Raw genomic sequence first — 24,159 nt, forward strand, 5'->3', positions numbered from 1 at the left:
CCTGAGGGCCTTGGCCGCCTGAGCACCGTCATGTGTCCGCCGCTCCGCTAAACACGGGGGCTGCGCGGCGGACACGCCGACGTCACCGCGATGCCACGCCATTTTGCAGAACTTGACGCACACAACTCGGGGCAGGGGTGGCGCCGACTTTGGTATCCGCATGAGGACGATCGTTACCTGATACCGAGCGGCACTTCGAACTGCCAAGCCGAGCGACCGGCTCCTTCCGGAATGGGAGGAAACGGAGAAGCCCGGCGGACTGCGTCGAGTGCGGCTTTGTCCAGCGCGGCAACACCCGAACTGCCCGTCAGCCTGGCTGACCGGACGCTGCCATTCGAGCCGACGGTAAAGGCAACGGTTGCTGTGCCGGTGGCGCGTGTGCGTGTCGAATGGAAGGCCCGCACCAGTTTTGACCTGATCTTGCCGGGATAGTTCGTGACGGCTGCATTGCCGATGCCTGATTTGCCGCCTCTGCTGGCGGTCAGGATCTTGCCGTCCTTCCTGCCGTCGGCCATGCCGCGCGCGACATCCGTTTCGTCACGGCCGCCGGAGCCGGCTTTTTTCTTCTTGGTGTCGGCTTTGGCCGCAGCCTTGCCCGCCTTCTTGCGCAGGGCCGGCTTTTCAGGCTCGTTTGGTTCGGCCTTCCTGGCCGGCTTGTTCTTTGCGGTTGCCTTCTTCGGCTGCCTGGGCTCCGGCCTGTCCGGCTTCGGTTCTTCCGCCGCGCCGACTGTCTCGGTCGTCTGAACTGTTTCGGCTGGCTTCGGATCGGCTGGTGCCGGTGCGCTTCTCTCGGCAGGCTCGGCCGTTTCGGCCGCGCTGACTGGCGGCGGCACGGCATTGCCGTCGGCAGGCACCAGCCTGTCGGTCGCAAGAATGTCGGGCGACGGGTCCTGGCGCGCCGGCTGGACAGTTTGCGCAGGCTCGGCCCGGTCGGCAACGGCAGCGATTTCCGTGGCGGCCTCGCTGACCGGCTCCACCACTTCTTTGTCCGATGTCTCCGCCGCATTGGTGACCGGCTGGAGCGTCTCCTCTGCCGCGGCCGCCTGCGCCTCGACCGTTTCGACCGGCTTGGCGTCCAGCATGGTCACCATCGTCACGTTGGCCACGTCCGGGTCGTCTGCGACATCGCCGGCCGCCTGCTGCGGGTCGGCGCCGAGCAGCATTTCGCCTTGCTGGTCGGCACCTTCGATGCTTGGCCGGTCGTCCGGCAGCGTGAGAAAGGCCAGCGCCACGGCTACGTGGAATGCGCAAGAGCAGGCGATCGCCACCGTCCAGTTGCGGCGCCGCCGCGTCTGTCGTGCCTGCCGCAATGGCTCCGCAGGCACCGTCGGCAAGTCGCCGTCGGCATCGGCGATGTAACTGTCTTCCGGCCTGTCGCGCAGCGAAACACGCAGCGCCTCGCGCGGGATGGCGAAGTCCGGATCGTCCGGCTCCGGCGGCAGGAAACCGGCTAGTGGCCACGCCACGGCGTTTCGCGCGAATGCGGGTTCCGGTCCCAAAATTCAGACCCCGAAGGCGATGCCGGTCCTGGTCTGCGTCGTCAGCCCGCGCATGCAGGCATTCGGCTCGGCGCCGGCGCATTCCGTGGCGCTGTTGATCAACACGCGGCTGACCTTGCCGCAATCCGTGCCGGCAAGATCGAAACGCGTCACCTTGGTCTTGCCTGCGGGCAGCTCCTTGAAGTCGAGCACGGTCAGCCGCTCGACGACGCCGGCCTCGTTGAACAATGCGATCTCGAATGCCGCCTTGGAAAGGTCGGCGCCGAGATTGTTGGTGACCACGAAGGTCAGGCGGCAGCCCTTGTCGGAGGGCTGCGCGCCGTTGAGCTCGAGGATCAGCGCCGGTGCTTGCTGTTGTGTCCACGCTGGAGCCGCCGCAAGCAATATTGCCAGCACCGCGGCGAACAGACGAAGGGATGCCGTCATGCCTTTCATTGTCTCAGCCTCCAAACCTCATGGTCGCCGCCAGCTTCAGGGTGACGCCTGGCTCGTAGACAACACTGGTGGTTGATGCGTTCAGCGGGTTGGCGTATTTGACGTCGAACAGATTGTCGGCGCGGAAATCGACCTTGAAATTGTCGGTTGCCTGGTAGCTGGCGAAGGCATTAACCAGCGTGTAGTCCTTGGCGACGGCGTTGCCCTGCGGCTTGCCGTTGTATTGCACCTCGCCGCCGACGGTCAGCCTGTCCTCGAGGAAGCGAAAGCCGAGTTGCCCGGTGACCTGGGAGGAAGGGACGGTGACAAGGTCCGCCCGTTCGCCTTCATAGGAAATCGTATGGCCGTCGGTGAACGACGCCGAAAGCCCGGCAAAGCCCCAGGCGGCATCATAGACGCCCTCCATCTCGAAACCGTGGATCTTGGCCTTGGCGAAGTTCTGATACTGGAAGCAGATCGGGATGCCCGGGCCGAACGGGCAGCCGCTGGTCGGGTCGAACGGTGATAGCGTTACGCCATCAATGTAGTCGTCGACGTTGTTGTTGAAATAGGCCGCCTTCAGCCGCAGCGCGTCATCAGCCTCGATGACGCCGTTGGTGCTGTAATTGACGCCAAACTCCACGGTCTTGCCGGTTTCGGGCTTGAGATTGGGATTGGGGAGGAACGGGAAGCTGACGCCGGCTGGATGGTTGCCGCTGATCAGGGTCTCCGACAGCGACGGAGAACGATAGCCTTCAGCGTAGGTGCCGTAGAATTGCAGCCCGGAAAGGCTGGCGCTCTCGAAGGGCGAAATGCCCACTGTGATGCGTGGCGACAGCCGGTCGCCAGAGGTTTCGCCGACATCGCTGTCAAGCTTGTAGCTGTCGTAGCGCAGCCCGGCGATGATCTCGAGCCAGTCCCAGGTGAGCTTGTCCTGAACGTAAGCGCCGGAGACGTTCCTGTTGCCCGAGGGCGTATAGAAGCTGTCGCCGCCCGCCGTGCCGCCTGTCTCGACATCGTCGCCAACCCAGTCGCCGCCATAGGTCAGCTCATGCGCAATGCCGACGGCCTCGAATCTCGACGTGTTCCAAATGTCGATGCCGGAGGTGCCGATGTCGAACGTCGATTTCGAACCCGCCGGCAAAACCACGGGCAGACCGGTGACCGGATCAAACCGGTTTTGCGCGACAAGGGTCGTCAGATCGAGCTTGGTCTTGTTGTAGGATGCGTTGATGTGGAGGTCGAGCCAGCTCTTGTCTTGGTCGGTGATGTTGTAGCGGGCCGTGAAGGTATTCGCCTTCAGGTCGGCGTCGTTCACCGGCGCGCTGCCGCTGGTCTCGGTCCATCCGTCGTTCGAGCCGATCCAGCCCAGCTTCAGCTCGCTGTTTTCGCTGGGGCGGATGGTCGTCTTGAGGAGGCCGCTCAAGACGTCGAAGCCGGTGCCCGCTACAGTGTCGCCGCCGCCATGCTCGTAGTCGTCATAGTCGCGGTAGACGATATTGCCGAGCACGTCCCAGTTCTCGTTGATCCGATAGGCGCCGGTGGCGCTGGTGGTCCAGCCTTCGCCGTTGGTTTCGTAGCGCCCGGTCGCGGATGCCGCCCAGGTCTCGTCGGGCTTGAGGAAATCCTGCGCATCCTTGGTGTCGAAAAATACGACGCCGCCGATCGCCCCGGAGCCATAGGTGTTGGCGACCGGACCGCGGATCACATCGACGGATTTGATCAATTCGGGATCGATGTAGAAGGTCGATTGCGTGCCATGATCCGAGCGCTGGAAATTCTGGCGGGCGCCGTCGACGATGACGGAGACGCGGCCGAAGTCCTGCAGGCCGCGGATGTTGATGCTGGAACTGACACGCCTTGTGTCGGCCTGGACGGCGACACCCGGCACACCGAACAGCATTTCGTTGGGCGTCGTCGCCATGCGGCGCTCGAGCTGTTCCTCGTCGACATGGCTGGCTGAAGCAAGCGACTCGATCGCCGTCTCGCCGGTACGGCTGAGGATCAGGATCTTGTCGAGCAGTGTGGTACCCGCCGGGGCCGGCTTTACCTTTTCGGGCTGTTGAGACGGGTCAGTCTGCTGCTGGTCGGCTGCCGGTTGGGCGGCCTGCTGGGCGCCGGCCGGTGTGGCAAGCAGCGGGATCGCCGCCGCGCCGGCCAGCAACGCGGCCATTTTGCTTGTCATAGAACAATGTGTCAGGCCGCTGCCCGCCAGCCGTCCCCAATTCGCCAACCCCATGCTGCAGCTCCAAGAATCCATGTTCGATGCTGGCTGGCTTGGGGCTCGCTGGCATTTTTCATCGTGTCCGGCGTCTTAAATGTTGACTCATTTACTCCGGTATTGCACTGCTAGATAACATGATCATTCGAGTCAAGAATTGAATCGGCATTTCACGCAGGCGCCGCGCCAGATGCCCGGCACAGGAAAGGGATCGAACCAATGAACACGCACAATCCCAGCGACTTTCGCTATCGCGTCCGCCGTTCCGACGAAAATTCCGTCCGTTTCGACCGGGTCCAATCGGCCGTGAGAACGCTGTCCAGCAACACGCTGTTCCAGGGCGAGCACGAGATCGGCATCGAGCATCATGGTGCGCTGTACCGGCTGAAGATCACCCGGCAGGGCAAGCTCATCCTCAACAAGTAGGTGGCAGAAATGGACCAGCGCGTAAAACCCGCCCCGCACGAGATCCGGCGGGCACGGGCAGACAATCCGAAAATGCGCGAGCGCGACCTCGCCGCCCAGCTCGGTATTTCGGAGGCCGAACTGGTCGCCGCGCATTGCGGCGACGGCGTCGTGCGCGTCGAGCCGCGTGTCAACGACCTTTTGACTGGCCTCGAAGCTGTCGGTGAGGTGATGGCGCTGACCCGCAACGAAAGCGCGGTGCACGAGAAGATCGGCGTCTACGACAAGGTTGTCACCGGTAATCACAATGCCATGGTGCTCGGCGAAAATATCGACCTGCGTATTTTCCCAAAAGTTTGGGCGCACGGCTTTGCCGTGGAAAAGCGCGATGGCGCCGACATCCGCCGCAGCCTGCAGTTCTTCGACACCGCAGGCGAGGCGGTACACAAGGTGCATCTCAGGCCAGCCTCCAACCTCTACGCCTATCAGAAACTGGTGGCCGGGCTGGAATCGCCGAACCAGGAGCCGACGGTGGCGATTTCAGCGGGCACGGCTGACGAGACCGAGACTGCGGACAATTCGGCGAGCATCGACGATCTGCGCGACCGCTGGAGCCGGCTGACCGACGTGCACCAGTTCTTCGGCATGCTGAAGACACTGAAGATCAGCCGCCGACAGGCGGTGCGCATGGTCGGCCAGGACTACGCCTGGCTGGTCGACAAGGATGCAGTGAACGCCATGTTCAACCACGCCGCTGCCGGCGCCATGCCGATCATGTGCTTTGTCGGCAATCGCGGCTGCATCCAGATCCATTCCGGCCCCGTCGCCTCGATCAAGCCGATGGGACCATGGCTCAACGTGCTCGACCAGAACTTCCATCTGCACCTGCGGACCGACCACATCGATGAGGTCTGGGCCGTGCGCAAGCCGACCGGGGACGGCCATGTCACGTCGCTCGAAGTCTATGGCGCCGACGGCAAGATGATCATCCAGTTCTTCGGTAAGCGGCATGAAGGCGAAAGCGAGCGCGACGACTGGCGCTTTCTGGCCGAAAACCTGCCGCGTATCCCAAGCCCGACCGCAGCCTGAGGAAAACGACGATGGTTCTTGTCTCCAGGCTGGCATCGGTCTCCAGGTCGGCGCTTGGTCCTGCGGCCGCCGTTTTCCTGGCCTTCGCCGCGCTGATAACGGCTCAAGCCGCTGAGGGCATCGCGACTTTCGCCGATCGCTCGAGGATCGTGGCTATTGGTGGCTCGATCACCGAGATCGTCTACGCGCTCGGTGAACAGGATCGTCTTGTCGCACGCGATTCGACCAGCCGCTATCCGCAAGCGGCGGTGGAACTGCCGGATATCGGCTACATGCGCCAGCTGTCGCCGGAGGGTGTGCTGTCGGTCAAGCCGTCGGGCATATTGGCCCTGCGCGGCAGCGGACCGAAGGAAGCCGTCGACGTCTTGAAGAACTCAAGCATCCCGTTCATCGAGGTGACCGAGCGCTATGATAATCAAGGCATTCTCGAAAAGATCCACATCGTCGGCAAGGCGCTTGGCACCGAGGCCAAGGCCGATGCGCTGGCGGCCCAGATAGACGCCAAGCTGAAGGCAGCCGAAAAGCAGACCGCCTCGATCAAGGAGCGCAGGCGCATCCTGTTCGTGCTGTCGATGCAGGGCGGCAAGCTGCTTGCTGCCGGCAGCGACACCGCCGCCGACGGCATCATCAAGCTTTCGGGCGGCATCAACGCCATCGACGGCTTTGCCGGCTACAAGCAATTGTCGGACGAGGCAGTCATCACCGCCAGGCCCGACGTGATCCTGATGATGAACAACGCCGGGCCGGCCACCGCGGATGACGAATTGTTTTCGAACCCTGCCGTGGCTTCGACGCCGGCGGGTGCCGCCCGCAAGCTGATCCGCATGGACGGCGGCTATCTGCTCGGCTTCGGCCCGCGCACGGCCGACGCCATCCACGACCTCGCCGTCTCGCTCTATGGCGGCCAGGTCACGGATTGAGCGCGATGGCGGATCATTCGATCGCCGGTGCGGCGGGCATCATGGCGACGGCAGCCGAGGGTGATCGTTCGCGGCGCGCCCGCCTTGTCATCGTGCTGCTCTGCGTCGGGTTGACTATCGCCGCGATGTTGTCGCTGACCTCCGGCGCATCCGATGCCTCGGCCATCGGCGTCATGCATGATTGGCTGTTCGGCGCGTTGCCCGGCGACGCGGCATTGAGCGCCCGCGACCGCCTGATCATCCATGACATCCGTCTGCCGCGCGTTGTTCTGGGCGTGCTGATCGGCGCATCGCTCGCAGTCTCCGGTGCCGTCATGCAGGGGTTGTTCCGCAATCCGCTGGCCGACCCCGGCCTGATCGGCGTTTCGGCCGGATCGAGCCTCGGTGCGGTCGCCGTCATCGTGCTTGGCTCGACCATGCTGGCGCCGCTGACTTCGGCGCTCGGCACGATGGCTTTGCCGCTGGCTGCGTTCTGCGGCGGGCTGGCTACGACATTGCTGCTCTATCGGGTCGCGACACGGCAAGGCCAGACCTCCGTCGCCACCATGCTGCTCGCCGGCATCGCGCTGGCCGCGCTTGCCATGGCGCTGACCGGCATCCTGATCTTCATGGCCGACGACCGGCAATTGCGCGACCTGACCTTCTGGCAGCTCGGCTCGCTGGGCGGCGCAACCTGGCAGAAGATCGGCTCGGTCGGGCCGGTCATCGTGCTGGCGCTGGCGGCAATGCCGTTCCTGGCGCGCGGCCTCAACGCGCTGGCGCTCGGCGAGGCCACGGCCGGCCATCTCGGCATTCCGGTGCAGCGGCTGAAATACTCCGCGATTGTCGGCGTCTCGGCAGCGGTCGGCGCGTCGGTCGCCGTCAGCGGCGGCATCGGCTTCGTCGGCATCGTCGTGCCGCATTTGCTGCGCCTGCTGATCGGCCCCGACAACCGCTATTTGCTGCCGGCATCGGCACTGCTTGGTGCCGCGCTGCTGCTGTTGGCCGACGCCGTCGCCCGCACCATCGTTGCCCCGGCCGAATTGCCGATCGGCATCGTCACCGCGGTCGCCGGTGCGCCGTTCTTCCTGTGGATCCTGCTGCGCAAGCGCGGCGTCATCGACTTGTGAGGGTTTGCCTATGATCGAAGCGCGCGATGTCTCGGTGGCGATTGGAGGCAAGCGCATTGTCGCCAATGTCGATTTCGAGGCGCGGCCCGGCGAAATCGCGGCCATCGTCGGCCCCAACGGTTCGGGCAAGACGACCTTCCTCAGAGCACTGTCCGGCGATCTTGGCTATTCGGGAGAGGTCACCGTCAACGGCCGCAATCTATCCGCGATGAAGCCTCTCGAAGCGGCGACACTGCGCGCGGTGCTGCCGCAGGCGACGACGCTGTCGTTTCCGTTCACCGTGCGTGAGATCGTCAGGCTAGGCCTGGTCGGCGGGCGCTCCGGCGCGTTGCCCGGCGAGGACCAGCGCCTGCCCGAACGGGCGCTGGCTCGCGTCGACCTCGACGGTTTTGCCGGCCGCTTCTACCAGGAGCTGTCCGGCGGCGAGCAGCAGCGCGTGCAGCTTGCCCGCGTACTCTGCCAGGTCTGGGCGCCGGTGCTCGATGGCAAGCCGCGCTATTTGTTCCTCGATGAGCCGGTGTCCAGCCTCGATATCAAGCACCAGCTGATCATCATGGACATCGCGCGCGATTTCGCCAGACGGGGAGGCGGCGTGGTCGCCATCCTGCACGACCTCAATTTGACGGCGATGTATGCCGACCGGATTTTCGTCATGCATCGCGGCAGGCTTGCCGCGACAGGTTCGCCGCAACAGGTGCTCAGCGACGAGCTGATCGAAAAGGTCTTCGATTGCCGGCTGAAGGTCGGCGTGTTGCCGGCCGCAAACATGCCGTTCGTATTGCCGCAGTCGGTCTGTTGATATTCAGGTGATGCCGGCCTGCAAATGGCGGTTTCCTGCGCTTCCGGTACTCACGTACCCAAACGTACTCCGTTCCGGTTCTCGGAACCCACCATTTTGGTCGCTTCGCGCCCGTCTTCGACTCCGGCTCGGCCTGACCTGAATCTCAACAGACCTCACCAATTGAGATGCGACCAGAAATCAGGCGGCCGGCGCCCTTTGCACCAGCATGTCGATGCCGAGCAGGTGGCGCACATTCGGGCGCGCCGCCACTAGGTCAGCGATCGTGTAGCGCGACAGCACGGCGAAGAAGGCGTTGAGCGCTTCGCGCAATGCCGAATTCAGTGCGCAGCTGTCAACCAGCGGACATTCGGCGGCGTCGTTCTCGAAGCACTCGGCCATGGCAAAGCTTTCCTCCGTTACCCGCACGACATCGAACAGGCTGATTGATTCGGCCGTGCGGCCGAGCCTGACGCCGCCATTCCTGCCGCGCACCGTTTCGATCAGGCCGTTTTCGACCAGCGGCTGCAGGATCTTGAACAGGAAAAGTTCCGATACCGAATAGGCGGCGGCGATCTCGGGGATGCGGCTCAACCGCTCGGTGTTGGCGGCGCAATACATCAGAATGCGCATGGCGTAGTTGGTCTGACGGGTAAGCCGCATTGTGTCCTCACATAACAGTGGTTGGCGTCAATATGGCCTATAGTTTGGAACAATTCCAGACTGGCGCTGCATAATAGATGAATTCCGGCGTCAAGTTTGCGTGCACGATTGCGCGCACCGGAACCAGCGGCGCGCTTTCTAGGGCAGGCGGCACTAGATAAGTTCGCATACACGATCAGGAGCGGCCCATCATGTCACGACCAGCCCCGGCATTTGCATCCGTCGCGTCCGTCCGGTTCGACGCCGATGCCGACGCCAAGCTTTCGGCGCTCAGGCGCACCAAGTTCGTCGCCGCCGCAGCACTCGCGTTTTGCCTGCTGATCTTCGCGGTGGCGAAATCGCTCGAGAGCCGGCATGCCTGGCTGGGCTTCGTCGCCGCTTTCGCCGAGGCGGCGACGATCGGCGGGCTGGCCGACTGGTATGCGGTGGTGGCGCTGTTTCGGCGGCCGCTTGGCCTGCCGATCCCGCATACGGCCATCATCCCGGAAAACCAGAACCGCATCGCCGACAATCTCGGCCGCTTCATCGAGGTGAATTTCCTGGCGCCGGAACCGGTGCGCGAAAAGCTCGCCGAGGTCGACTTTTCCGCGCTGGTCGCGGACTGGCTGGCCGACCCGAACCGCGCCGCCGATTTGTCGCGCTTCGTCGGCCGGCTGGTGCCGCAGACGCTGGCGGCGGTCGAGCAATCCGGGCTGCGCGGCTTCGTCACCAGCCGTATGCTGGAGCAGATCGAAAAGGTGCCGCTGGCGCCGCTCGCCGCCGAGCTGCTGTCGGCGCTGACTGACGATCGCCGCCACCAGAAATTATTCGACGAGTTCACCAAGGTGGTCGGCCGCTTCCTGAGCGACGAGCAGGCGCTGGCGACGATGCGCGAGAAGATCCGCGAGGAACTGCCGTCGCTGTTCAACCTGTTTCGCGCCGACGCCTATCTGTTGAAGAAGATCATTGCGTCGGCCGGCTCGCTGCTCGATGAGGTGCGGGCCGATCCGCACCATCCGATGCGAGTCGAATTCGACCTTTTCGTCGAAAGCTTCGTCGAGCGGCTGAGGACATCCAAACAATATGCCAGGCGCGCCGAAAAGCTGAAGCGCGATTTCCTTGCCCGGCCGGAGCTCAGCGCGCTGGCCGGCGATATGTGGGACAGCCTGCGGCTGTTCATCGAACAGGACGCCAAGGCGCCGAATTCGATGATCCGCGACCATCTCGCCACCATGTTCGTCGAGGTCGGCCGCCATCTTGCCGACGACGCGCAGATCAGGGCCGACATGAACCAGGGCTTCATCGTGGCGCTGGCGTCCTTCGTCGAAAGCCAGAAGAGCGGCGTGTCGAAGTTCATCGCTGACCAGGTCAAGCGCTGGGACCTCGCGCAATTGACAAGGCTTATCGAAATGAACATCGGCAAGGACCTGCAATACATCCGCTTCAACGGCATGATCATCGGTGGTCTTGCCGGGCTCGTGCTCTACATCGCCGAACGGCTGTTTCTTGTCGGCTGACTCGTCCGAATGGACCGCTGAGCTTCGCTGCACTATCTTCCGTGCCGTGGCGGCGTTCACGGCAACAAGGGCCCTCAAGGGGGAGAGAACCAGCATGGCAAAACGACCGGAGTCCGAGTCCTTCATCGACATGTTCGGCAAGTTCGGCCGCGACCTGAAGCTGCCGAATGTCGATGTCGAGGCGATCCTCGCCCACCACGCCAAGAACCTGGAAGCGCTGGAGAAGTCGGCCAGGGCGAGTGCCGCCGGAGCGTCGGCGCTGTTGTCAAGGCAACGCGAGATGCTGCAGGACACGCTGCGCGAAATCACCGACATGGCACAAACCTACAGAGCGCCCGGCAATCGGCAGGAAATGATGCAGAAGCAGGCGGCGTTCGCCAGGAAATCCTTCGAGACCGCGCTGAAGAATGCCGGCGAGATGGCCGAACTGGCGAGGGCGTCCGGCACCGAATCGATCGAAATCCTGCGCAGCCGCATCAAGGAGGCGATGGAGGAGATCCGCGCCGGCCACGACAAGAGGTAGCTGTTCCCCGGCAGCACACTTGGCGGCGGCGAAGACCGACGGCCGAAGATTATGGGCTGGAATCGCACTGGCGAATTGACAGGGGCGGCCCGTCGTGGTCCGGAACAGGCAAGCGATCGGGAAAGCAGGAATGACGCAGATACGGCCGAGGACGCCGCCGACCTTCGAGCAACTCAGGGCGATGGCCGGGCAGGAGTTGGGCGTCTCGGACTGGACACTGGTCGATCAGCACCGCATCGACCAGTTTGCCGAATGTACGGGCGATCATCAATGGATCCATGTCGATCCCGAGCGGGCGAGGCGGCAAAGCCCGTTCCGCACCACGATCGCGCATGGCTATCTGACCCTGTCGATCATCGGCGCGCTGGCGCTCGAGATGGGGATCGTACCCGAAAACACGCAGGCCGCGTTCAATTACGGTTTCGACAAAGTGCGCTTCGTGGCGCCGGTCAGGGTCGGCTCGCGAATCAGGCTGCGCACCACGCTGTTGTCGATGGAAGACAAAGGTCCGGGGCAATATCTGATGAAGGCCGCCAATACGGTCGAGATCGAAGGCGAGCAGAGGCCGGCGCTGACCGCCGAGACGCTCGTCATGCTTTACGCACGCCGCAAGCGGGCAGGGGCCTGAGAGCACAGCCTCAGGCCAGCAGGGTTCCGGCAGCGCGAATCAACGCGACATCGCCTGTTCAAGCGCCCTGAAAATCCGGTCATCTTCGGACTGCGCGACGTTGAAGCGCATGAAACGGCTGGCCGACCGGGACAGGCTGAACGCATTGCCGGGCGCGAGGACGACGTTGGCCGACAGGGCATGGCGGGCGACATCCGCGGCATCTATCCCCTCCGGCAGCCTGCACCACAGAAACATGCCGGCCGGCTGATCTATCCATGGCACGATGCCGATCGCCCTCAGGCGGGTGCTGGTTTCCTCCATTGCGCGCGAAAGCCGCGCGCGCAGCAGGTCCACGTGCTTGCGATAGAGGCCATCCTTCAGCAGCGTCAGTACCAGTTCGGATGCAAGCCGACCGCTGCCGAACGACGTGGCGATCTTGAGATCGGTCAATCCTTCCATCCAGTCGCGAGGAGCGGCGATGAAGCCGCAGCGCACCGATGCCGACAGCGTCTTGGAAAAGCTTCCGATGTGGATGACCCGGCTGAGGCCGTCGAAGGCAGCCAGCCGGGGCGCGGGCGTGTGTTCGAAATCGGCGAAGATATCGTCCTCGATGATGGTCAGCCCTGACTGGTCGGCGAGCTTCAGCACCCGATGGGCAACGACCGGGGACAATATGGCGCCGGTCGGATTGTGGAGCGCCGAATTGGTGATGTAGAGGCGCGGCCGATGCTCGTTCAGTGCCTGCGCGAACAGCTCGATGTCCGGACCCGAGCGCGTGTAGGGGACGCTGATCACCTTGGCCCGATGGGCGCGCAACAGGGCATGGAAGTTGAAGTAGCAGGGATCGTCGACCAACACCGTGTCACCCGGTTCGAGCAGGAACCGGCACAGCAGGTCGATCGCCTGAGTGCCCGATTCCGCCAGCATGATCTGGTCCGGGGAGGCTTCGATACCGTGCTCGGCCATGCGCCGCGCCAGCAGATGGCGTAGCGCCGGCAAGCCGAGCGGCGTGCCGTAGTCGGTCAGGGCGGCGTCGTCGGCGCGGGCCGTCGTCCGCAGTGCCCGGCGCAATCCGGCCTCGGGCATCCATGTTGCCGGCAGCCAGCCGCAACCCGGTTTCAGGACGCCGTCGCCGGCTTCCAGCGATTGGCGCGAGACCCAGAGCGGGTCGACGGCACGGTCAAGCCTAGGGCCGATCTCGGCCAGCGACAACGGAGCCAACGGTCCGGCGGCATAGAAACCCGAGCCCGGCCGCGAGCGGATCATGCCTTCCGCCGCAAGACGCTCATAGGCTTCGACCACGGTGGATTTGGAAACCTGCATGGCCTTCGCAAACGCCCGGATCGAAGGCAGCCGCGTTCCCGGTGTGAGGCTGCGCGCGGCGATCCTGTGCCTGATCGTCGCCATGACGCTTTCGACAAGCGTCCGGCTGCCCTCATCTGTTGTCGTCTGCTCATCCATCCGTACTGCTCGCCCTACCATGACGGTTTTGTCAAACTGTACCTGATTGTCTCTGGCGGAGCCAGACGCCCGGCCCGATAGAGGGCGAAATCAGCGGGGCATCGATGGACAAGGTGGCGAGTAGTTGGGCGGCGAGTGGTTGGGCGGCGAGTGGCTGGGTCAACGGGTTCATAGGCGTGCTGATCTTCAGCGGTTCGCTTCCGGCGACGCGCGTGGCGGTGATGGATTTCGATCCGGTGTTCGTAACGGTCGCCCGTGCGGCTTCGGCGGGCATCCTCGGCCTGGCGCTGCTGCTCATTTTTCGTCAGAAGCGTCCGGAGCGGCGAGATCTGTTCCCGCTGGCGATCGTGGCGCTTGGCGTCGTGGTCGGCTTTCCCCTGCTGACGGCGCTGGCGCTCAAGCACATCACGTCGGCTCACTCCATCATTTTCGTCGGCCTGTTGCCGTTGGCGACCGCGATCTTCGGTGTGGTTCGAGGCGGTGATCGCCCGAAGCCGGCGTTCTGGCTGTTCTCGTGCCTCGGCAGCGCCCTTGTCGCCGGTTTCGCAGTCACCCAAGGCCTGTCGGTCTCGCCGCTCGGCGACATCTTGATGCTGGCCGCCATCATCGTGTGTGGATTGGGCTATGCCGAAGGAGCGGCGCTGTCGCGCAAACTCGGCGGTTGGCAGGTGATTTCGTGGGCGCTGGTGCTGTCGCTGCCCCTCATGCTGGCGCTGACGTTCATCACTTTGCCGCCGTCGCTCGAAAGTGCCGGCAGGGGCGCCTGGATCGGTCTGGCCTATGTTTCGCTGTTCAGCATGCTGATCGGTTTCGTGTTCTGGTATCGCGGCCTGGCGCAAGGCGGCATCGCCGCCGTCGGGCAGTTGCAACTGCTGCAGCCCTTCTTCGGCCTCGGGCTGGCGGCAGCGCTGCTGCATGAGCAGGTCAGTCCCGCCATGATCGCCGTCACCGCCGCCGTCGTACTTTGCGTCGTCGGTGCCAAGAGATATGCGAGATAGGTGCGCCAGCTGCCGGAGTTGCATGCGAACGGGGTGGAAACCCTCAAGGATGCTTGGCAACGATATCAGTTCGCCCGGCCGTGGCGCGGGCTGAAAATACCGCAAGGATCAGCGCCATCAGCACCAGGCCCGTCGCCAGCTGGAAAGTGACCTGCATCCCTCGTGCCGCTGCCGCAGGTGCCAACACTGCCAAGCCAGTGCCTTCCCCAGCCGATGCGAAGGCGAACACCGCGCCCATCACCGACGCACCGGTGATCAGGCCGAGATTGCGCGACAGATTGAGCAGGCCGGAGACGACGCCACGCTGGTCGGATGCGACGCCCGTCATCACGGCCGAATTGTTGGAGGTCTGAAACAGGCTGTAGCCGGTGCAGACGATGATGATTGGTACGACATAGCCGGCAATACCGAATTCCGCCCGCGACAGACCAAAGGTGCCAATAGCGAGATCGAACAGGCCGACGATCATCATCCGGCTCGCCCCGAAACGATCGACCAGGCGTCCGGCCGGCAGCGCCGCCAATGCGGTAACCAGAGGGCCGGTCGACAGAACCAGCCCGACCATGGCCGCGTCTAGCCCAAGCGCGCGCGACAGATAGAATGGTGCGACCACCAGCGTCGCCATCATCACCGTGGCGACGATCAGGTTCATGGCGAGGCTTGCGTTCAACGCCTGGTCGCGGAACCTCGCAGGTTGAATCAAAGGGTTCTGGACCCTTGTCTGCGCAATGACAAACAGCAGGCCAGCCACGGTTGCGGCAATCAGCAAGCCGACATTGAGAGAACCAAAACTGCCACGCCCAAGGGTCATGGCGAGCGCATAGGCGGCTAGCGTCAGCGCGAGCAAAGCCGTGCCGATCCCGTCGAAACCGCGCCGACCTGGCGTCTTTTTTCCGGCCGGCAGGAAGCGCCAGGCAAGCGCAAAGGCCAGCATCCCCAATGGCAGATTGATGAGGAAGATCGCGCGCCAGCCGAGGCCGGCGATCAACTGTCCGCCAAGGGAGGGGCCAAGCATGGTGCCGATCGCCGACATGGCGCCGAGCAGGCCCATGGCGCTGCCGGTTTTATCCCGGGGAACCGTGTCGGCGACAAAGGCCAGCGTCAGAGCCATCATAATGGCCGCGCCGAGCCCCTGTGCCGCCCGAGCGGCAATCAGCAGCCAGAGCGTCGGCGCGAGCCCGCAAAGCACCGATGCGAACGTGAACAGGGCAATGCCGCCGAGCAACAGCGGTCGGCGGCCGAATACGTCGGCGAGCCGCCCGACGCTGACGATCAAGGTAGTAATGGCGAGCAGATAGGCCAGGACGACCCATTGCACGAGCTGGAACGATGCGCCGAATGCCTGCATCAGCGATGGCAGCCCGACGCTGGCGATGCTGGTGGCGAGCGACGACAGCAGCGTTGAAAGCGACAGGCTTGCCAATGCCCATCGGGTCGAGCGTGCGCTCACCGGGGCAACTTCGTCCCAGGTCTTTTCAGCGGTCGATGCCAAGGTGAACTCCTTTGCCGGCAGCCCCCAATCGGAGCTGTCGGACGCTAATCCCTCGCATGATGTGGCGGAAGGCGCAGTATTTGCATCTTATTCGTGCATAAAACGCCACATCGCGGCCGAGCTGTGCTACGGTCCTTCCATGTCGTCACCCGATCTCAATCTGCTTGTCGCCCTCGATGTGCTGCTGAGCGAGGGCAGTGTGGCGCGCGCGGCCGGGCGGCTGCGCCTCAGTCCCTCGGCGATGAGCCGGACGTTGGCGCGGTTGCGCCAGGCGACAGGCGACCCATTGTTGGTCCGGGCCGGCCGTGGCCTGGTTGCGACGCCGCGCGCGCTCGAATTGCAGCAACAGGTAGGCCGCGTCGTTCAGGATGCGGAAGCGCTGCTGCGCCCGGCCAAGCTCCTCGACCTCTCTGCTCTCGACAAGGTCTTCACGCTGCGCGCCAACGAAAGTTTCGTCGAGGAGTTCGCACCGCGTCTTCTGACCCGTGTCGAAGCGGATGCGCCTGGCGTGCGGCTGCGTTTTGCGCCGAAATCCGACAAGAACGACATGTCGTTGCGTGGCGCGGCGGTTGACCTCGAAATCGGGGTTGCCAGTGAAACGAACCCTGAAATGCGCATTCAGGCGCTGTTTCGCGACCGCTTCATCGGTGCGGTGCGAACGGGTCACAGCCTGGGCGAGGGCCCAATGACGCCGGAACGCTATGCGGCCGGCCGCCACATCAGCGTTTCGCGGCGTGGCCGCGAAAAGGGCCCGATCGACGAGGCCTTGAAACTGCTCGGTCTCCAGCGGACGATCGTGTGCATGGTTTCCAGCTTCTCGGCCACGCTCGCCATGGCGCGCGCCTCCGATCTGATCGCCAGCGTCCCCGAACGGCACACGCTGGGCGCGCGCACGGGCATATACAGCTTCCCGTTGCCGGTCGATATCGAGGAGGTCACCATTTCGATGCTGTGGCATCCGCGACTCGATGCCGATCCAGCACAACGCTGGCTGCGAGCCTGCGTGCGGGAGGTCTGCGCGTCGTTTCGCTGATCCAGGCTCAGGGCGTGATCTAGAATCTGGTCACCACGCCGATGCCTATGCCTTCGAAGCCGCCCATCGCCATCAATGCGGCCGGCGCCTCTTCGAGGCTGATCTTCTTGCCGACCAGCAGTTCGGGTTTCAGCTTGCCGGTGCGGATCATCTCCATCATCGCCTGGTAGCGAAACGCCTGCATGCCGTGGCTGCCGCGGATTTCGAGCTCGAATGCGATCACCTTGTCCATCGGAATCTGCGGCCTGGCATGGTCGCCGAGCATCAGGCCGACCTGCATGTGGCGCCCGCGGCGGCGCAGGTTTGCGATCGAGTTGAACGAGGTACTGGGGTGGCCGAGCGCGTCCATCGACATGTGCGCGCCGCCATTGGTGATCTGCTTGACCGCCTTGACCACGTTCGGCGTCTTTGCCGCGTTGATCGTCGCCACCGCGCCGATCTTTTTGGCAAAGTCCAGCTTCTCGTCCGTGAGGTCGATGGCGACGACATTGGCGCCCATGGCGCTGGCGATCATGATCGCCGACAGGCCGACGCCGCCGCAGCCATGCACGGCAACCCATTCGCCGGGGGTCACGCGGCCCTGATCGACGATGGCGCGGAACGAGGTGACGAAGCGGCAGCCGAGGCTGGCGGCGGTGGCGAATTCCATCTCGTCGGGCAAGCGCACGAGATTGGTATCGGCATGGTCGATGGCGACATATTCGGCGAACGAACCCCAGGCGCTGAAGCCGGGCTGGAACTGATGTTCGCACACCTGGTGGTTGCCCGAGGTGCATTCGAAGCAGCGGCCGCAGCCGACGGCAAACGGCACAGTGACGCGCTCGCCGCCCCTCCAGCGGGTCACCTGGTTTCCTGCGGAGACCACGACGCCGGCAAGCTCGTGGCCGGGCACATGCGGCAGGCGGATGCCGTCGTCGTGCCCCATCCAGCCATGCCAGTCGCTGCGGCAGAGGCCGGTGGCCTCAACCTTGATGACGACGCCTTCCGGCGCCGGCGTCGGATCCGGCACGGTCTGGATCGTCGGTGCCTCGCCGAATTTTTCGAAGACGACGGCTTTCATCGGCTGTTCCTCATGACTTCTGCGATTTGCGGTCTATTCGGCATCGATCTGGTTCTCAGGCGCGGCCTTCTGGAACGCCGGCAGCGCCGTGCAGGCGGCATTGATGCGCGAGATCGTCGGGTAGGGCGTCATGTCGACGCCGAAGCGGGCATTGCTGGTGACCTGTGCGACCAGGCAGATGTCGGCCAGCCCCGGCGTGTCGCCATGGCAGAATGTCTTGGTCTCGGGCGAGGAAGCCAGAATCTTTTCAAGCGGCTGGAAGCCTTCGTTGACCCAGTGCCGGAACCAGTTGACGACATCCTGGTCGCCGGCGCCGAACAGTGTGCGCAGCGAGGTCAGCACGCGCAGATTGTTCACCGGATGGATGTCGCAGGCGATCATCTGCGCCAGCATCCTGACGCGGGCGCGGCCAGGCGCATCCGTGGGCAGCAGCGGTGGCTCAGGCGTGGTCTCGTCGAGATATTCGATGATCGCCAGCGATTGCGTCAGTAGCCTGCCGTCGTCCAGGACCAGTGCCGGCACCAGCCCTTGCGGATTGACCGCGAGGTAGGCGGGTTCGAGATGCTCGCCGTGGCGCAAATGATGCGGCACGTAGTCGTAGGACAGGCCCTTCATCTCCAGCGCGATCCGCACCCGGTAAGAGGTCGAGGAGCGGTAGTAGTTATGGAGGACGATGTCGCTCATCGGATCGGTTGGCCGATGGTCAGTTCGATTTCGCCGATGCCGTCGACGCCACCGGTGATCTTTTCGCCCGGCCCGACGGCGCCGACGCCAGCCGGTGTTCCGGTGAAGATCAGGTCGCCGGGCTTAAGCTCTAGCGCCTCGCTGCAAATCGAGACGATGTCGGGAACCGGCCAGATCAGTTCGGCGAGGTCGCCGTCCTGCCTGATCTCGCCGTCGACCGCGAGCCAGATGCGGCCCTTGTCGGGATGACCGGATTTTTGCGCCGGAACCAGCGGGCCGCAGGGCGCTGAACGGTCGAAGGCTTTCGACCAGTCCCACGGCCTTGCCGCCTTTTTTGCCTCGTCCTGAAGGTCGCGGCGAGTCAGGTCGACGCCGACGCCGTAGCCCCAGACATGGTCCAGCGCGCGCTCGCGCCGGATGCGGAAGCCGGCTCCGCCGATCGCGACGACCAGCTCGATTTCGTGATGCAGGTTTTGGGTCAGCGGCGGGTAGGGGATAATCGTGCCCGAACCGACCGCCGCATCGACCACTGCGTCGCCTGGCTTGGTGAAGAAGAAGGGCGGGTCGCGCTCGTCATTGCCGAGCTCGCGGGCATGAGCGGCGTAGTTGCGGCCGACGCAGAAGATCCGGCGCACCGCAAAACGCTCCGGCGAGCCGGCCACGGCCACCGACGAGGTTGCGGGCAGGGGAAGGACGAAGCCGGTCATGCACTGTCTCTGTTCAGTGGATCTGTCCGCGGCACATTCGGCCGATTTGGGCAAACGGGCAAGGCATTGGATGGCGGAAGAGCAGGCCTGCCGCACGGTGCCGCGGAAATCGCCGGTACATTTTGCTCTGCCGGCCAAGATGGAGATGTACCATTTGCCGTTAGGCTGGCCATGGCGCGCAGCGCCTGCCGCCAACGCCTGAGACTGTCGACCGTTGGTTTCGAGTAACGGACGTGAGAGCCCCTTTTCGGTCCGTCCTGTACTTCGGGCGTGTCGTTATCTCGCACTTGCACAAAGCTCTGGTGCGCTGCAATATAGCTGGAGGAATGCGGCCTTCCGCCCGCCTTTCGCAGGTTCAATGAAGGGACCGGCATGACGGACATCTCCGCGACGCGTCTTGTCGTGTCCAGGCCTGTGGCCGATAGCTCGGCAAGAACCAGGCTTGCCTATCTCGACGGCTGGCGCGGCCTGTCGATCGCGCTGGTGCTGATCGGCCATTTCTTCCCCGTTCCCGGCATCAATCTCGGCGTCCTGGGCGTCGAATTCTTCTTCGTGCTCAGCGGCCGGCTGATGGCCGAGATCCTGTTTGTCGAATACTATCCGCTGAAGAAATTCTTCAAGCGCCGGTTCTCCCGCATCTACCCGGCACTGCTGATTTTTGTCGTCGCCGCGATGGTTGCCTTGTCCGGCACATTCATCGCCTTCAAGTGGAAGGCGGCGCTGACGGCGCTGACGTTCACCTACAACTATGCCGGAATTCTCGTCACCCGCGCCGGCGCGCTCGACCATATCTGGTCGCTCTGCGTCGAAGAGCACGCCTATATCATCCTGGCGCTGATCAGCGTCGTCGTCTCGGGGCGATCCCGGGTCATCATGTTGCTCGGCGTATTGTCGGTGCTGGCCATGGCAAACGGCGCCATCTCCTACTGGGTGCTCGCAATAGGCTACGAGGGCACCTATTGGCGCACCGACGTGCACATCGCCTCGATCCTGCTGTCGGCGGTGATATGCCTGCTCAAGGCCGACGACAGGCTGCCGGCGCTGTTCAAGGGGCCACATGTCGCCCTGGCGGCCTCAGTAGTGGCTGTGCTCCTTTTCATGGCTGCCGTGCCAACCCCCATCCACTATCTGGTCGCGGTGCCGCTGCTGGCACTCGCCGTCAATTCGCTCGACTTCGGCAGCCGGTATCTGACCGGGTTTCTATCGTCCCTGCCGATGACGATGCTGGGGCTGTGGTCGTATTCGCTCTATCTTTGGCAGCAGCCCTTTTATCAATTCGTCGACATAAAAGGCAGTTCGCCGTGGTTGATGCTTGCGGCGGCGTTCGCTTGCGCGCTGTGCAGCTACTACATCATCGAAAAGCCGGCCCGCTCCTGGCTGAACCGCAATTGGTAGGGCGTACGGCGCCCGCCGTTCAGCCGGCGATCCGTCTTGCATAATACCGCACGGCTTTCCTGCCGCCGTGGATTACCGCGTCGCCCACTTCCGCAAAGCCGAGTGCGGCATGGAAGGCGTCCGAAGCCGGATTGGGTGGCTCGGCATTGACTTCGCAGGTGACGATCGCCTGGCCCGCGCGTGACGCCTGCTCGAACAGATCCTCGTACAGCCGGCGGGCATGGCCGCGCCCGCGCGCTGCGGCGGCGACCACGACGCGATCGACATAGACGAACCGCGGGTAACGCTGGCGAAACCACAGGAAGTTCGGGCTGTCGTAGCTGGCGTCCTGGTCGAAGGTCATGATGAAGGCTTCGAGCGTACCGATGCGGCGCGTGTAAAACGCTTCGGCGAGCAGGAAGGACAGGCGCTCGGGTTCGAGCCACGACAATTCGGCGGCATGCTCGTTGTTGAGCGCGAGGATTGCGGACTCATCACGCGGCGAAACCCGTTCGATCGGCAAACGCACTTCGATCATGTTGTTCGATCTTCCAGGATCACAGCCGGGCGGCTGCGATGGTCGCCGCCACCAGCGCCTCGTCGGTCACGGTGTTGCGGTATTCGCGGTCGAGGTCGGTGCCGCCCATGCCGACTTTCGGGTTGCGGTAACGCATGGCACTCGGCACGTCCTTGAGCGCGGCGAAGTGCATTTCGCTCAACCCGGTTTTCCTCCGCACCTTGCCGATGTTCTCGGGATCAAGCCCGCCGCAGCCGAGGATGATGATGCGGTCGCCGGCCTGCCTGACAAGATCGGCGAGCAGGTCAGCGCCCTCGAGCGCCGTGTCGCGCTGGCCGCTGGTCAGCACGCGGCCGACCTTGCAGCGGATCAGCGCTTCCAGCGCCTCTGTCGGATCGCGGGTCATGTCGAAAGCGCGGTGGCAGGTGACGTTCAAGCTTCCCGCCGCCTTAACCAATTCGCTCATGCGCTGTTCGTCGATGGTGCCGTCGGCAGTGAGGCAACCGACGACGACACCGGCGACGCCGAGCTCGGCAAGCGCGCCGACATCGGCGAGCATCGAACGATATTCGGCTTCGCCATAGAGAAAATCGCCGCCGCGCGGCCGCACGATGACGTGGAAGGGGATCGTCGCCAGCTCGAGCGCCGTGCGCACCGTGCCGAAGCTCGGTGTGATGCCGCCCTCGATCAGGCTGGCACAGAGCTCGACACGGTCGGCGCCGGCGGCTTGCGCGGCCAGCAGGCCGTCTATGCCTTCGACGCAGATCTCGATCAGCGGCAGGCGAGGGCGTTCGGTCTCGATCATAGGCGATCCGTCGATGATTTCAGCTGCCCAGCGGTAGCATCGGGCATGGTGCGATGAAAGCCGGAACTGTTGGCTCAACACGCGACAGGGCGGCCGGCGGTGCTCCAATTTTGCCGCTTGACATATCCATAACCGTTCAGCTATATGTCGATTCATAGCCAGCGAGTTATTGATTGATTAACAGCACAGCCGACCGAAAGCTAAATGTGCGGCCGGCAGAAACACGCCTAAGGAGACCACCATGCAAGCACGGTTGAAAAACCCGGTGATGCTCATTCCCGGCGCCTTGCAGGCACTGCTCGCGCTGGACAAGTCGACGGAGACGGCCGACCTGTCCTATGTGACGCGCAAGCTCGTCCATCTACGCGCCAGCCAGATCAACGGATGCAGCCTCTGCGTCGATATGCATGCGCGCGAATTGAAGAAGGCCGGCGAAAAAGACGAGCGCATTTTGCCGTGTCCGCATGGCGGGAGACACCCTACTTCACCGACGCCGAACGCGCCGCGCTGGCACTGACCGAGGCGGCAACCCGGTTGGCCGATCGGCCGGATCCGGTGCCGGATGCAGTCTGGGACGAGGCCGCCCGGCACTATGACGAAAAGGCGCTTGCCGCCCTGGTCGTCCAGATTGCCCTGATCAACGCATTCAACCGGCTCAACGCAACCACCAGGCAGATTGTCGGCGCCTGGGGCTGAACGGGGCTCGCTTTTCGCAACGGCACGTCAGATCCGCAACTCGTGAGCGTTCGCGCGGACGAAGTCGATGAAGGCCCGCAGCTTCGGCGGTACGAGGCGGCGGCTCGGACAATAGAGGTGGAGCGGCTCGTAAGCGGGACAGAAAGGCTCCAGCACCTTGACCAGCGCGCCTGAGGCGAGAAGCGGCGCGGCGAGGCCCTCGACCGCGAAGGCGAGGCCCAGCCCTTGCGCGGCGGCGGTAATGCACAGCGGAAGTGTGTTCACGACCAGACATGCGTCCGGCGTGAATGCGACTTCGCGTCCATCCACGGTGAACTCCCAGGGCGAAATCGCGCGCGTGCGGGTGAGGGCGAATGCGATGCAGCGATGGGCGGCGAGGTCGGCCGGCCGCTTCGGTGTGCCTTTGCGCGCCAGATAATCGGGGCTGCCCACCACGACCATCTGCAGTGGCCCGCCCAGACGCGCGCCGATCATGTCTTTCTCGAGAAGCTCGCCGATGCGCAGGCCGGCATCGAAGCCCTCGGCGGCGATGTCGACGAAGCTGTCGTCGAAAATTAGACTAAGCCGCACTTCGGGATAAGCATCCATGAACGGCCGCATCAGTGGCTCTATCAGCAGCGGCGCGGCGATCCACGGCAGGCTGAGGCGCAGCGTGCCGGCGGGACGGTCGCGAGCTTCGCGCAGTGCCGCGCCAGCCGCCCAGATATCTTCGGCTGCCGGGCGCACGTGGTCGAGGTATTCAGCGCCAGCTTCGGTCAAGCCAACGCTGCGGGTCGTCCGGTTGAGCAGCCGCACCCCCAGGCGCTCCTCGAGCCCCTTGATCGCCTCGCTTAACGAGGCCGGAGCGACGCCGAGCTCGGCGGCGGCGCGGGTGAAGCTTTTGGCCTCGGCGACTTTGACGAAGGCGACGATGCCGCTGAACTGGTCGAGGCGCATTGTAAGGATTTTCCAAATAGCCCTGTCGAATTCTACCGGTTTTTCCGGCGAACGAAAGGCGTCATGTTGGGTCTGACGAACGGGCCTCGGTGTTGGGAACGGCTCGAACAGGCAAGGAGACAGGACCGATGACCAGGCTTGCTTTACTCGCCGCCGGCACTCTTCTGGCGGTGTCTGCCGCCCCGGCGCACAGCGGGCCACTGGAAGACCGCAATATCCAGCTCATCAAAGGCTATTACGCAGCTTACGCGACCGGTAATCCCGAGGCCGTGCGGCCCTTCCTCGCGCCTGATATCGTGTGGCGCATTCCCGGCCATCATCCGCTCGCCGGCGACAAGCGCGGGCCGGACGAGGTGGTCGCCTTCTTCCGCGGCCTGGCCGATGGCAAGTTCAAGGCCGAGCCGATCTTCTTCCAGGCGCAAGGCGACCTCGTTGTCGACGTCCATCGCGGCTGGTCGAATGTCGGCTCAGGTCCCGAGATCGACCAGTTCTACGCGCTGATGTTCCGCATCAAGGACGGCAAGATCGCCGAGGCACAGAATTTTTTGACCGACATGTACCAGTCGGACGCTTTCTACTGGGCGCATTACCCGCTGAAGCCGCTGCCCGGCCGACTGGCCGGCGAGCGCTGAGACGGCGGTCTTTCTCGCAACGCGCAGCGCTTCTCAC

The 24,159-nt window shown here is 64.0% G+C and carries 24 protein-coding genes and 1 pseudogene; 13 read left to right on the forward strand and 12 right to left on the reverse strand.

Going from position 1 to position 24,159, the window contains the following annotated elements; all coding sequences use genetic code 11:
* Positions 1-173: 173 nt before the first annotated feature.
* The 3 genes from NKH41_RS16720 to NKH41_RS16730 are packed head-to-tail and all read right to left on the reverse strand — an operon-like array spanning position 174 to position 4,152.
* The gene (locus tag NKH41_RS16720; protein ID WP_352933128.1) at positions 174-1,466 is read right to left on the reverse strand and encodes an energy transducer TonB family protein; all 1,293 of its coding nucleotides are present in this window, start codon (positions 1,464-1,466) and stop codon (positions 174-176) included.
* Between the two features lie 36 nt (positions 1,467-1,502).
* The gene (locus NKH41_RS16725) at positions 1,503-1,934 is read right to left on the reverse strand and encodes a hypothetical protein (RefSeq protein ID WP_352766840.1); all 432 of its coding nucleotides are present in this window, start codon (positions 1,932-1,934) and stop codon (positions 1,503-1,505) included.
* Between the two features lie 4 nt (positions 1,935-1,938).
* Positions 1,939-4,152: a TonB-dependent hemoglobin/transferrin/lactoferrin family receptor gene (locus NKH41_RS16730; protein ID WP_502900192.1), complete on the reverse strand. Its 2,214-nt coding sequence runs from the start codon at positions 4,150-4,152 to the stop codon at positions 1,939-1,941.
* A 201-nt stretch (positions 4,153-4,353) separates the two neighbouring features.
* Between NKH41_RS16730 and hemP the strand changes: the two genes are divergently transcribed.
* The 5 genes from hemP to NKH41_RS16755 are packed head-to-tail and all read left to right on the forward strand — an operon-like array spanning position 4,354 to position 8,456.
* On the forward strand, positions 4,354-4,560 hold the full coding sequence (gene hemP, locus NKH41_RS16735) for a hemin uptake protein HemP (protein ID WP_352451949.1): 207 nt from the start codon (positions 4,354-4,356) through the stop codon (positions 4,558-4,560).
* A gap of 9 nt (positions 4,561-4,569) precedes the next feature.
* Positions 4,570-5,628, forward strand: coding sequence for a hemin-degrading factor (locus NKH41_RS16740; RefSeq protein ID WP_352771493.1), 1,059 nt, complete (start codon positions 4,570-4,572; stop codon positions 5,626-5,628).
* Positions 5,629-5,639: 11 nt separating this feature from the next.
* On the forward strand, positions 5,640-6,548 hold the full coding sequence (locus tag NKH41_RS16745; RefSeq protein ID WP_352771491.1) for a heme/hemin ABC transporter substrate-binding protein: 909 nt from the start codon (positions 5,640-5,642) through the stop codon (positions 6,546-6,548).
* Positions 6,549-6,553: 5 nt separating this feature from the next.
* A complete protein-coding gene (locus NKH41_RS16750; RefSeq protein ID WP_352614008.1) occupies positions 6,554-7,657 on the forward strand; it encodes a FecCD family ABC transporter permease in 1,104 nt (367 codons plus the stop codon).
* A gap of 10 nt (positions 7,658-7,667) precedes the next feature.
* Complete coding sequence (locus tag NKH41_RS16755; protein WP_352771489.1) at positions 7,668-8,456, forward strand: heme ABC transporter ATP-binding protein; 789 nt, start codon at positions 7,668-7,670, stop codon at positions 8,454-8,456.
* A 180-nt stretch (positions 8,457-8,636) separates the two neighbouring features.
* Here NKH41_RS16755 and rirA read toward each other — a convergent pair whose 3' ends face one another.
* Positions 8,637-9,098: an iron-responsive transcriptional regulator RirA gene (gene rirA / locus NKH41_RS16760; RefSeq protein WP_352771488.1), complete on the reverse strand. Its 462-nt coding sequence runs from the start codon at positions 9,096-9,098 to the stop codon at positions 8,637-8,639.
* A gap of 191 nt (positions 9,099-9,289) precedes the next feature.
* Here rirA and NKH41_RS16765 point away from each other — a divergent pair, with 191 nt between their 5' ends.
* The 3 genes from NKH41_RS16765 to NKH41_RS16775 all read left to right on the forward strand — a co-directional run bounded on the left by NKH41_RS16765 (position 9,290) and on the right by NKH41_RS16775 (position 11,745).
* The gene (locus tag NKH41_RS16765; RefSeq protein ID WP_352771486.1) at positions 9,290-10,594 is read left to right on the forward strand and encodes a DUF445 domain-containing protein; all 1,305 of its coding nucleotides are present in this window, start codon (positions 9,290-9,292) and stop codon (positions 10,592-10,594) included.
* A 94-nt stretch (positions 10,595-10,688) separates the two neighbouring features.
* Positions 10,689-11,117 carry a phasin family protein gene (locus NKH41_RS16770; protein WP_352771484.1) on the forward strand — a complete coding sequence of 143 codons (429 nt, stop codon included), beginning with the start codon at positions 10,689-10,691 and terminating at the stop codon, positions 11,115-11,117.
* 130 nt (positions 11,118-11,247) lie between these two features.
* Complete coding sequence (locus NKH41_RS16775; protein WP_352771482.1) at positions 11,248-11,745, forward strand: MaoC family dehydratase; 498 nt, start codon at positions 11,248-11,250, stop codon at positions 11,743-11,745.
* A gap of 39 nt (positions 11,746-11,784) precedes the next feature.
* Here NKH41_RS16775 and NKH41_RS16780 read toward each other — a convergent pair whose 3' ends face one another.
* Positions 11,785-13,188, reverse strand: coding sequence for an aminotransferase-like domain-containing protein (locus tag NKH41_RS16780; protein ID WP_352771480.1), 1,404 nt, complete (start codon positions 13,186-13,188; stop codon positions 11,785-11,787).
* 104 nt (positions 13,189-13,292) lie between these two features.
* Here NKH41_RS16780 and NKH41_RS16785 point away from each other — a divergent pair, with 104 nt between their 5' ends.
* A complete protein-coding gene (locus tag NKH41_RS16785; RefSeq protein ID WP_352771479.1) occupies positions 13,293-14,186 on the forward strand; it encodes a DMT family transporter in 894 nt (297 codons plus the stop codon).
* Between the two features lie 43 nt (positions 14,187-14,229).
* Here the strand turns inward: NKH41_RS16785 and NKH41_RS16790 are convergent, their stop codons facing one another.
* Positions 14,230-15,678 carry an MFS transporter gene (locus NKH41_RS16790; RefSeq protein WP_502906026.1) on the reverse strand — a complete coding sequence of 483 codons (1,449 nt, stop codon included), beginning with the start codon at positions 15,676-15,678 and terminating at the stop codon, positions 14,230-14,232.
* A gap of 139 nt (positions 15,679-15,817) precedes the next feature.
* On the opposite strand from NKH41_RS16790, the gene NKH41_RS16795 reads away from it, so the two are divergent.
* Positions 15,818-16,711 carry a LysR family transcriptional regulator gene (locus NKH41_RS16795; protein ID WP_352771500.1) on the forward strand — a complete coding sequence of 298 codons (894 nt, stop codon included), beginning with the start codon at positions 15,818-15,820 and terminating at the stop codon, positions 16,709-16,711.
* A 19-nt stretch (positions 16,712-16,730) separates the two neighbouring features.
* Here the strand turns inward: NKH41_RS16795 and NKH41_RS16800 are convergent, their stop codons facing one another.
* From NKH41_RS16800 to NKH41_RS16810, 3 genes are read right to left on the reverse strand one after another with little or no spacing between them, the layout of a single operon-like run.
* Positions 16,731-17,771, reverse strand: coding sequence for a zinc-dependent alcohol dehydrogenase family protein (locus NKH41_RS16800; protein ID WP_352771475.1), 1,041 nt, complete (start codon positions 17,769-17,771; stop codon positions 16,731-16,733).
* A 33-nt stretch (positions 17,772-17,804) separates the two neighbouring features.
* Positions 17,805-18,455 carry a maleylacetoacetate isomerase gene (gene maiA, locus NKH41_RS16805; RefSeq protein WP_352500892.1) on the reverse strand — a complete coding sequence of 217 codons (651 nt, stop codon included), beginning with the start codon at positions 18,453-18,455 and terminating at the stop codon, positions 17,805-17,807.
* Complete coding sequence (locus NKH41_RS16810; protein ID WP_352614016.1) at positions 18,452-19,162, reverse strand: fumarylacetoacetate hydrolase family protein; 711 nt, start codon at positions 19,160-19,162, stop codon at positions 18,452-18,454. The genes maiA and NKH41_RS16810 overlap by 4 nt, the downstream gene beginning before the upstream one ends.
* 372 nt (positions 19,163-19,534) lie before the next feature.
* On the opposite strand from NKH41_RS16810, the gene NKH41_RS16815 reads away from it, so the two are divergent.
* On the forward strand, positions 19,535-20,557 hold the full coding sequence (locus NKH41_RS16815) for an acyltransferase family protein (RefSeq protein WP_352614017.1): 1,023 nt from the start codon (positions 19,535-19,537) through the stop codon (positions 20,555-20,557).
* A gap of 19 nt (positions 20,558-20,576) precedes the next feature.
* Here the strand turns inward: NKH41_RS16815 and NKH41_RS16820 are convergent, their stop codons facing one another.
* On the reverse strand, positions 20,577-21,074 hold the full coding sequence (locus tag NKH41_RS16820) for a GNAT family N-acetyltransferase (RefSeq protein WP_352470358.1): 498 nt from the start codon (positions 21,072-21,074) through the stop codon (positions 20,577-20,579).
* Between the two features lie 19 nt (positions 21,075-21,093).
* On the reverse strand, positions 21,094-21,858 hold the full coding sequence (locus tag NKH41_RS16825) for a copper homeostasis protein CutC (RefSeq protein WP_352771473.1): 765 nt from the start codon (positions 21,856-21,858) through the stop codon (positions 21,094-21,096).
* Between the two features lie 241 nt (positions 21,859-22,099).
* Here NKH41_RS16825 and NKH41_RS16830 point away from each other — a divergent pair.
* Positions 22,100-22,554: pseudogene (locus NKH41_RS16830) on the forward strand (carboxymuconolactone decarboxylase family protein).
* 27 nt (positions 22,555-22,581) lie between these two features.
* Here NKH41_RS16830 and NKH41_RS16835 read toward each other — a convergent pair.
* Positions 22,582-23,490, reverse strand: coding sequence for a LysR family transcriptional regulator (locus tag NKH41_RS16835; RefSeq protein WP_352771469.1), 909 nt, complete (start codon positions 23,488-23,490; stop codon positions 22,582-22,584).
* A 128-nt stretch (positions 23,491-23,618) separates the two neighbouring features.
* On the opposite strand from NKH41_RS16835, the gene NKH41_RS16840 reads away from it, so the two are divergent.
* Positions 23,619-24,122, forward strand: a complete 504-nt coding sequence (locus NKH41_RS16840) for a nuclear transport factor 2 family protein (RefSeq protein ID WP_352614021.1) — start codon at positions 23,619-23,621, stop codon at positions 24,120-24,122.
* Positions 24,123-24,159 lie beyond the last annotated feature (37 nt).

The organism is Mesorhizobium sp. M1169 (assembly GCF_040318345.1).
Taxonomy (GTDB): Bacteria; Pseudomonadota; Alphaproteobacteria; order Rhizobiales; family Rhizobiaceae; genus Mesorhizobium.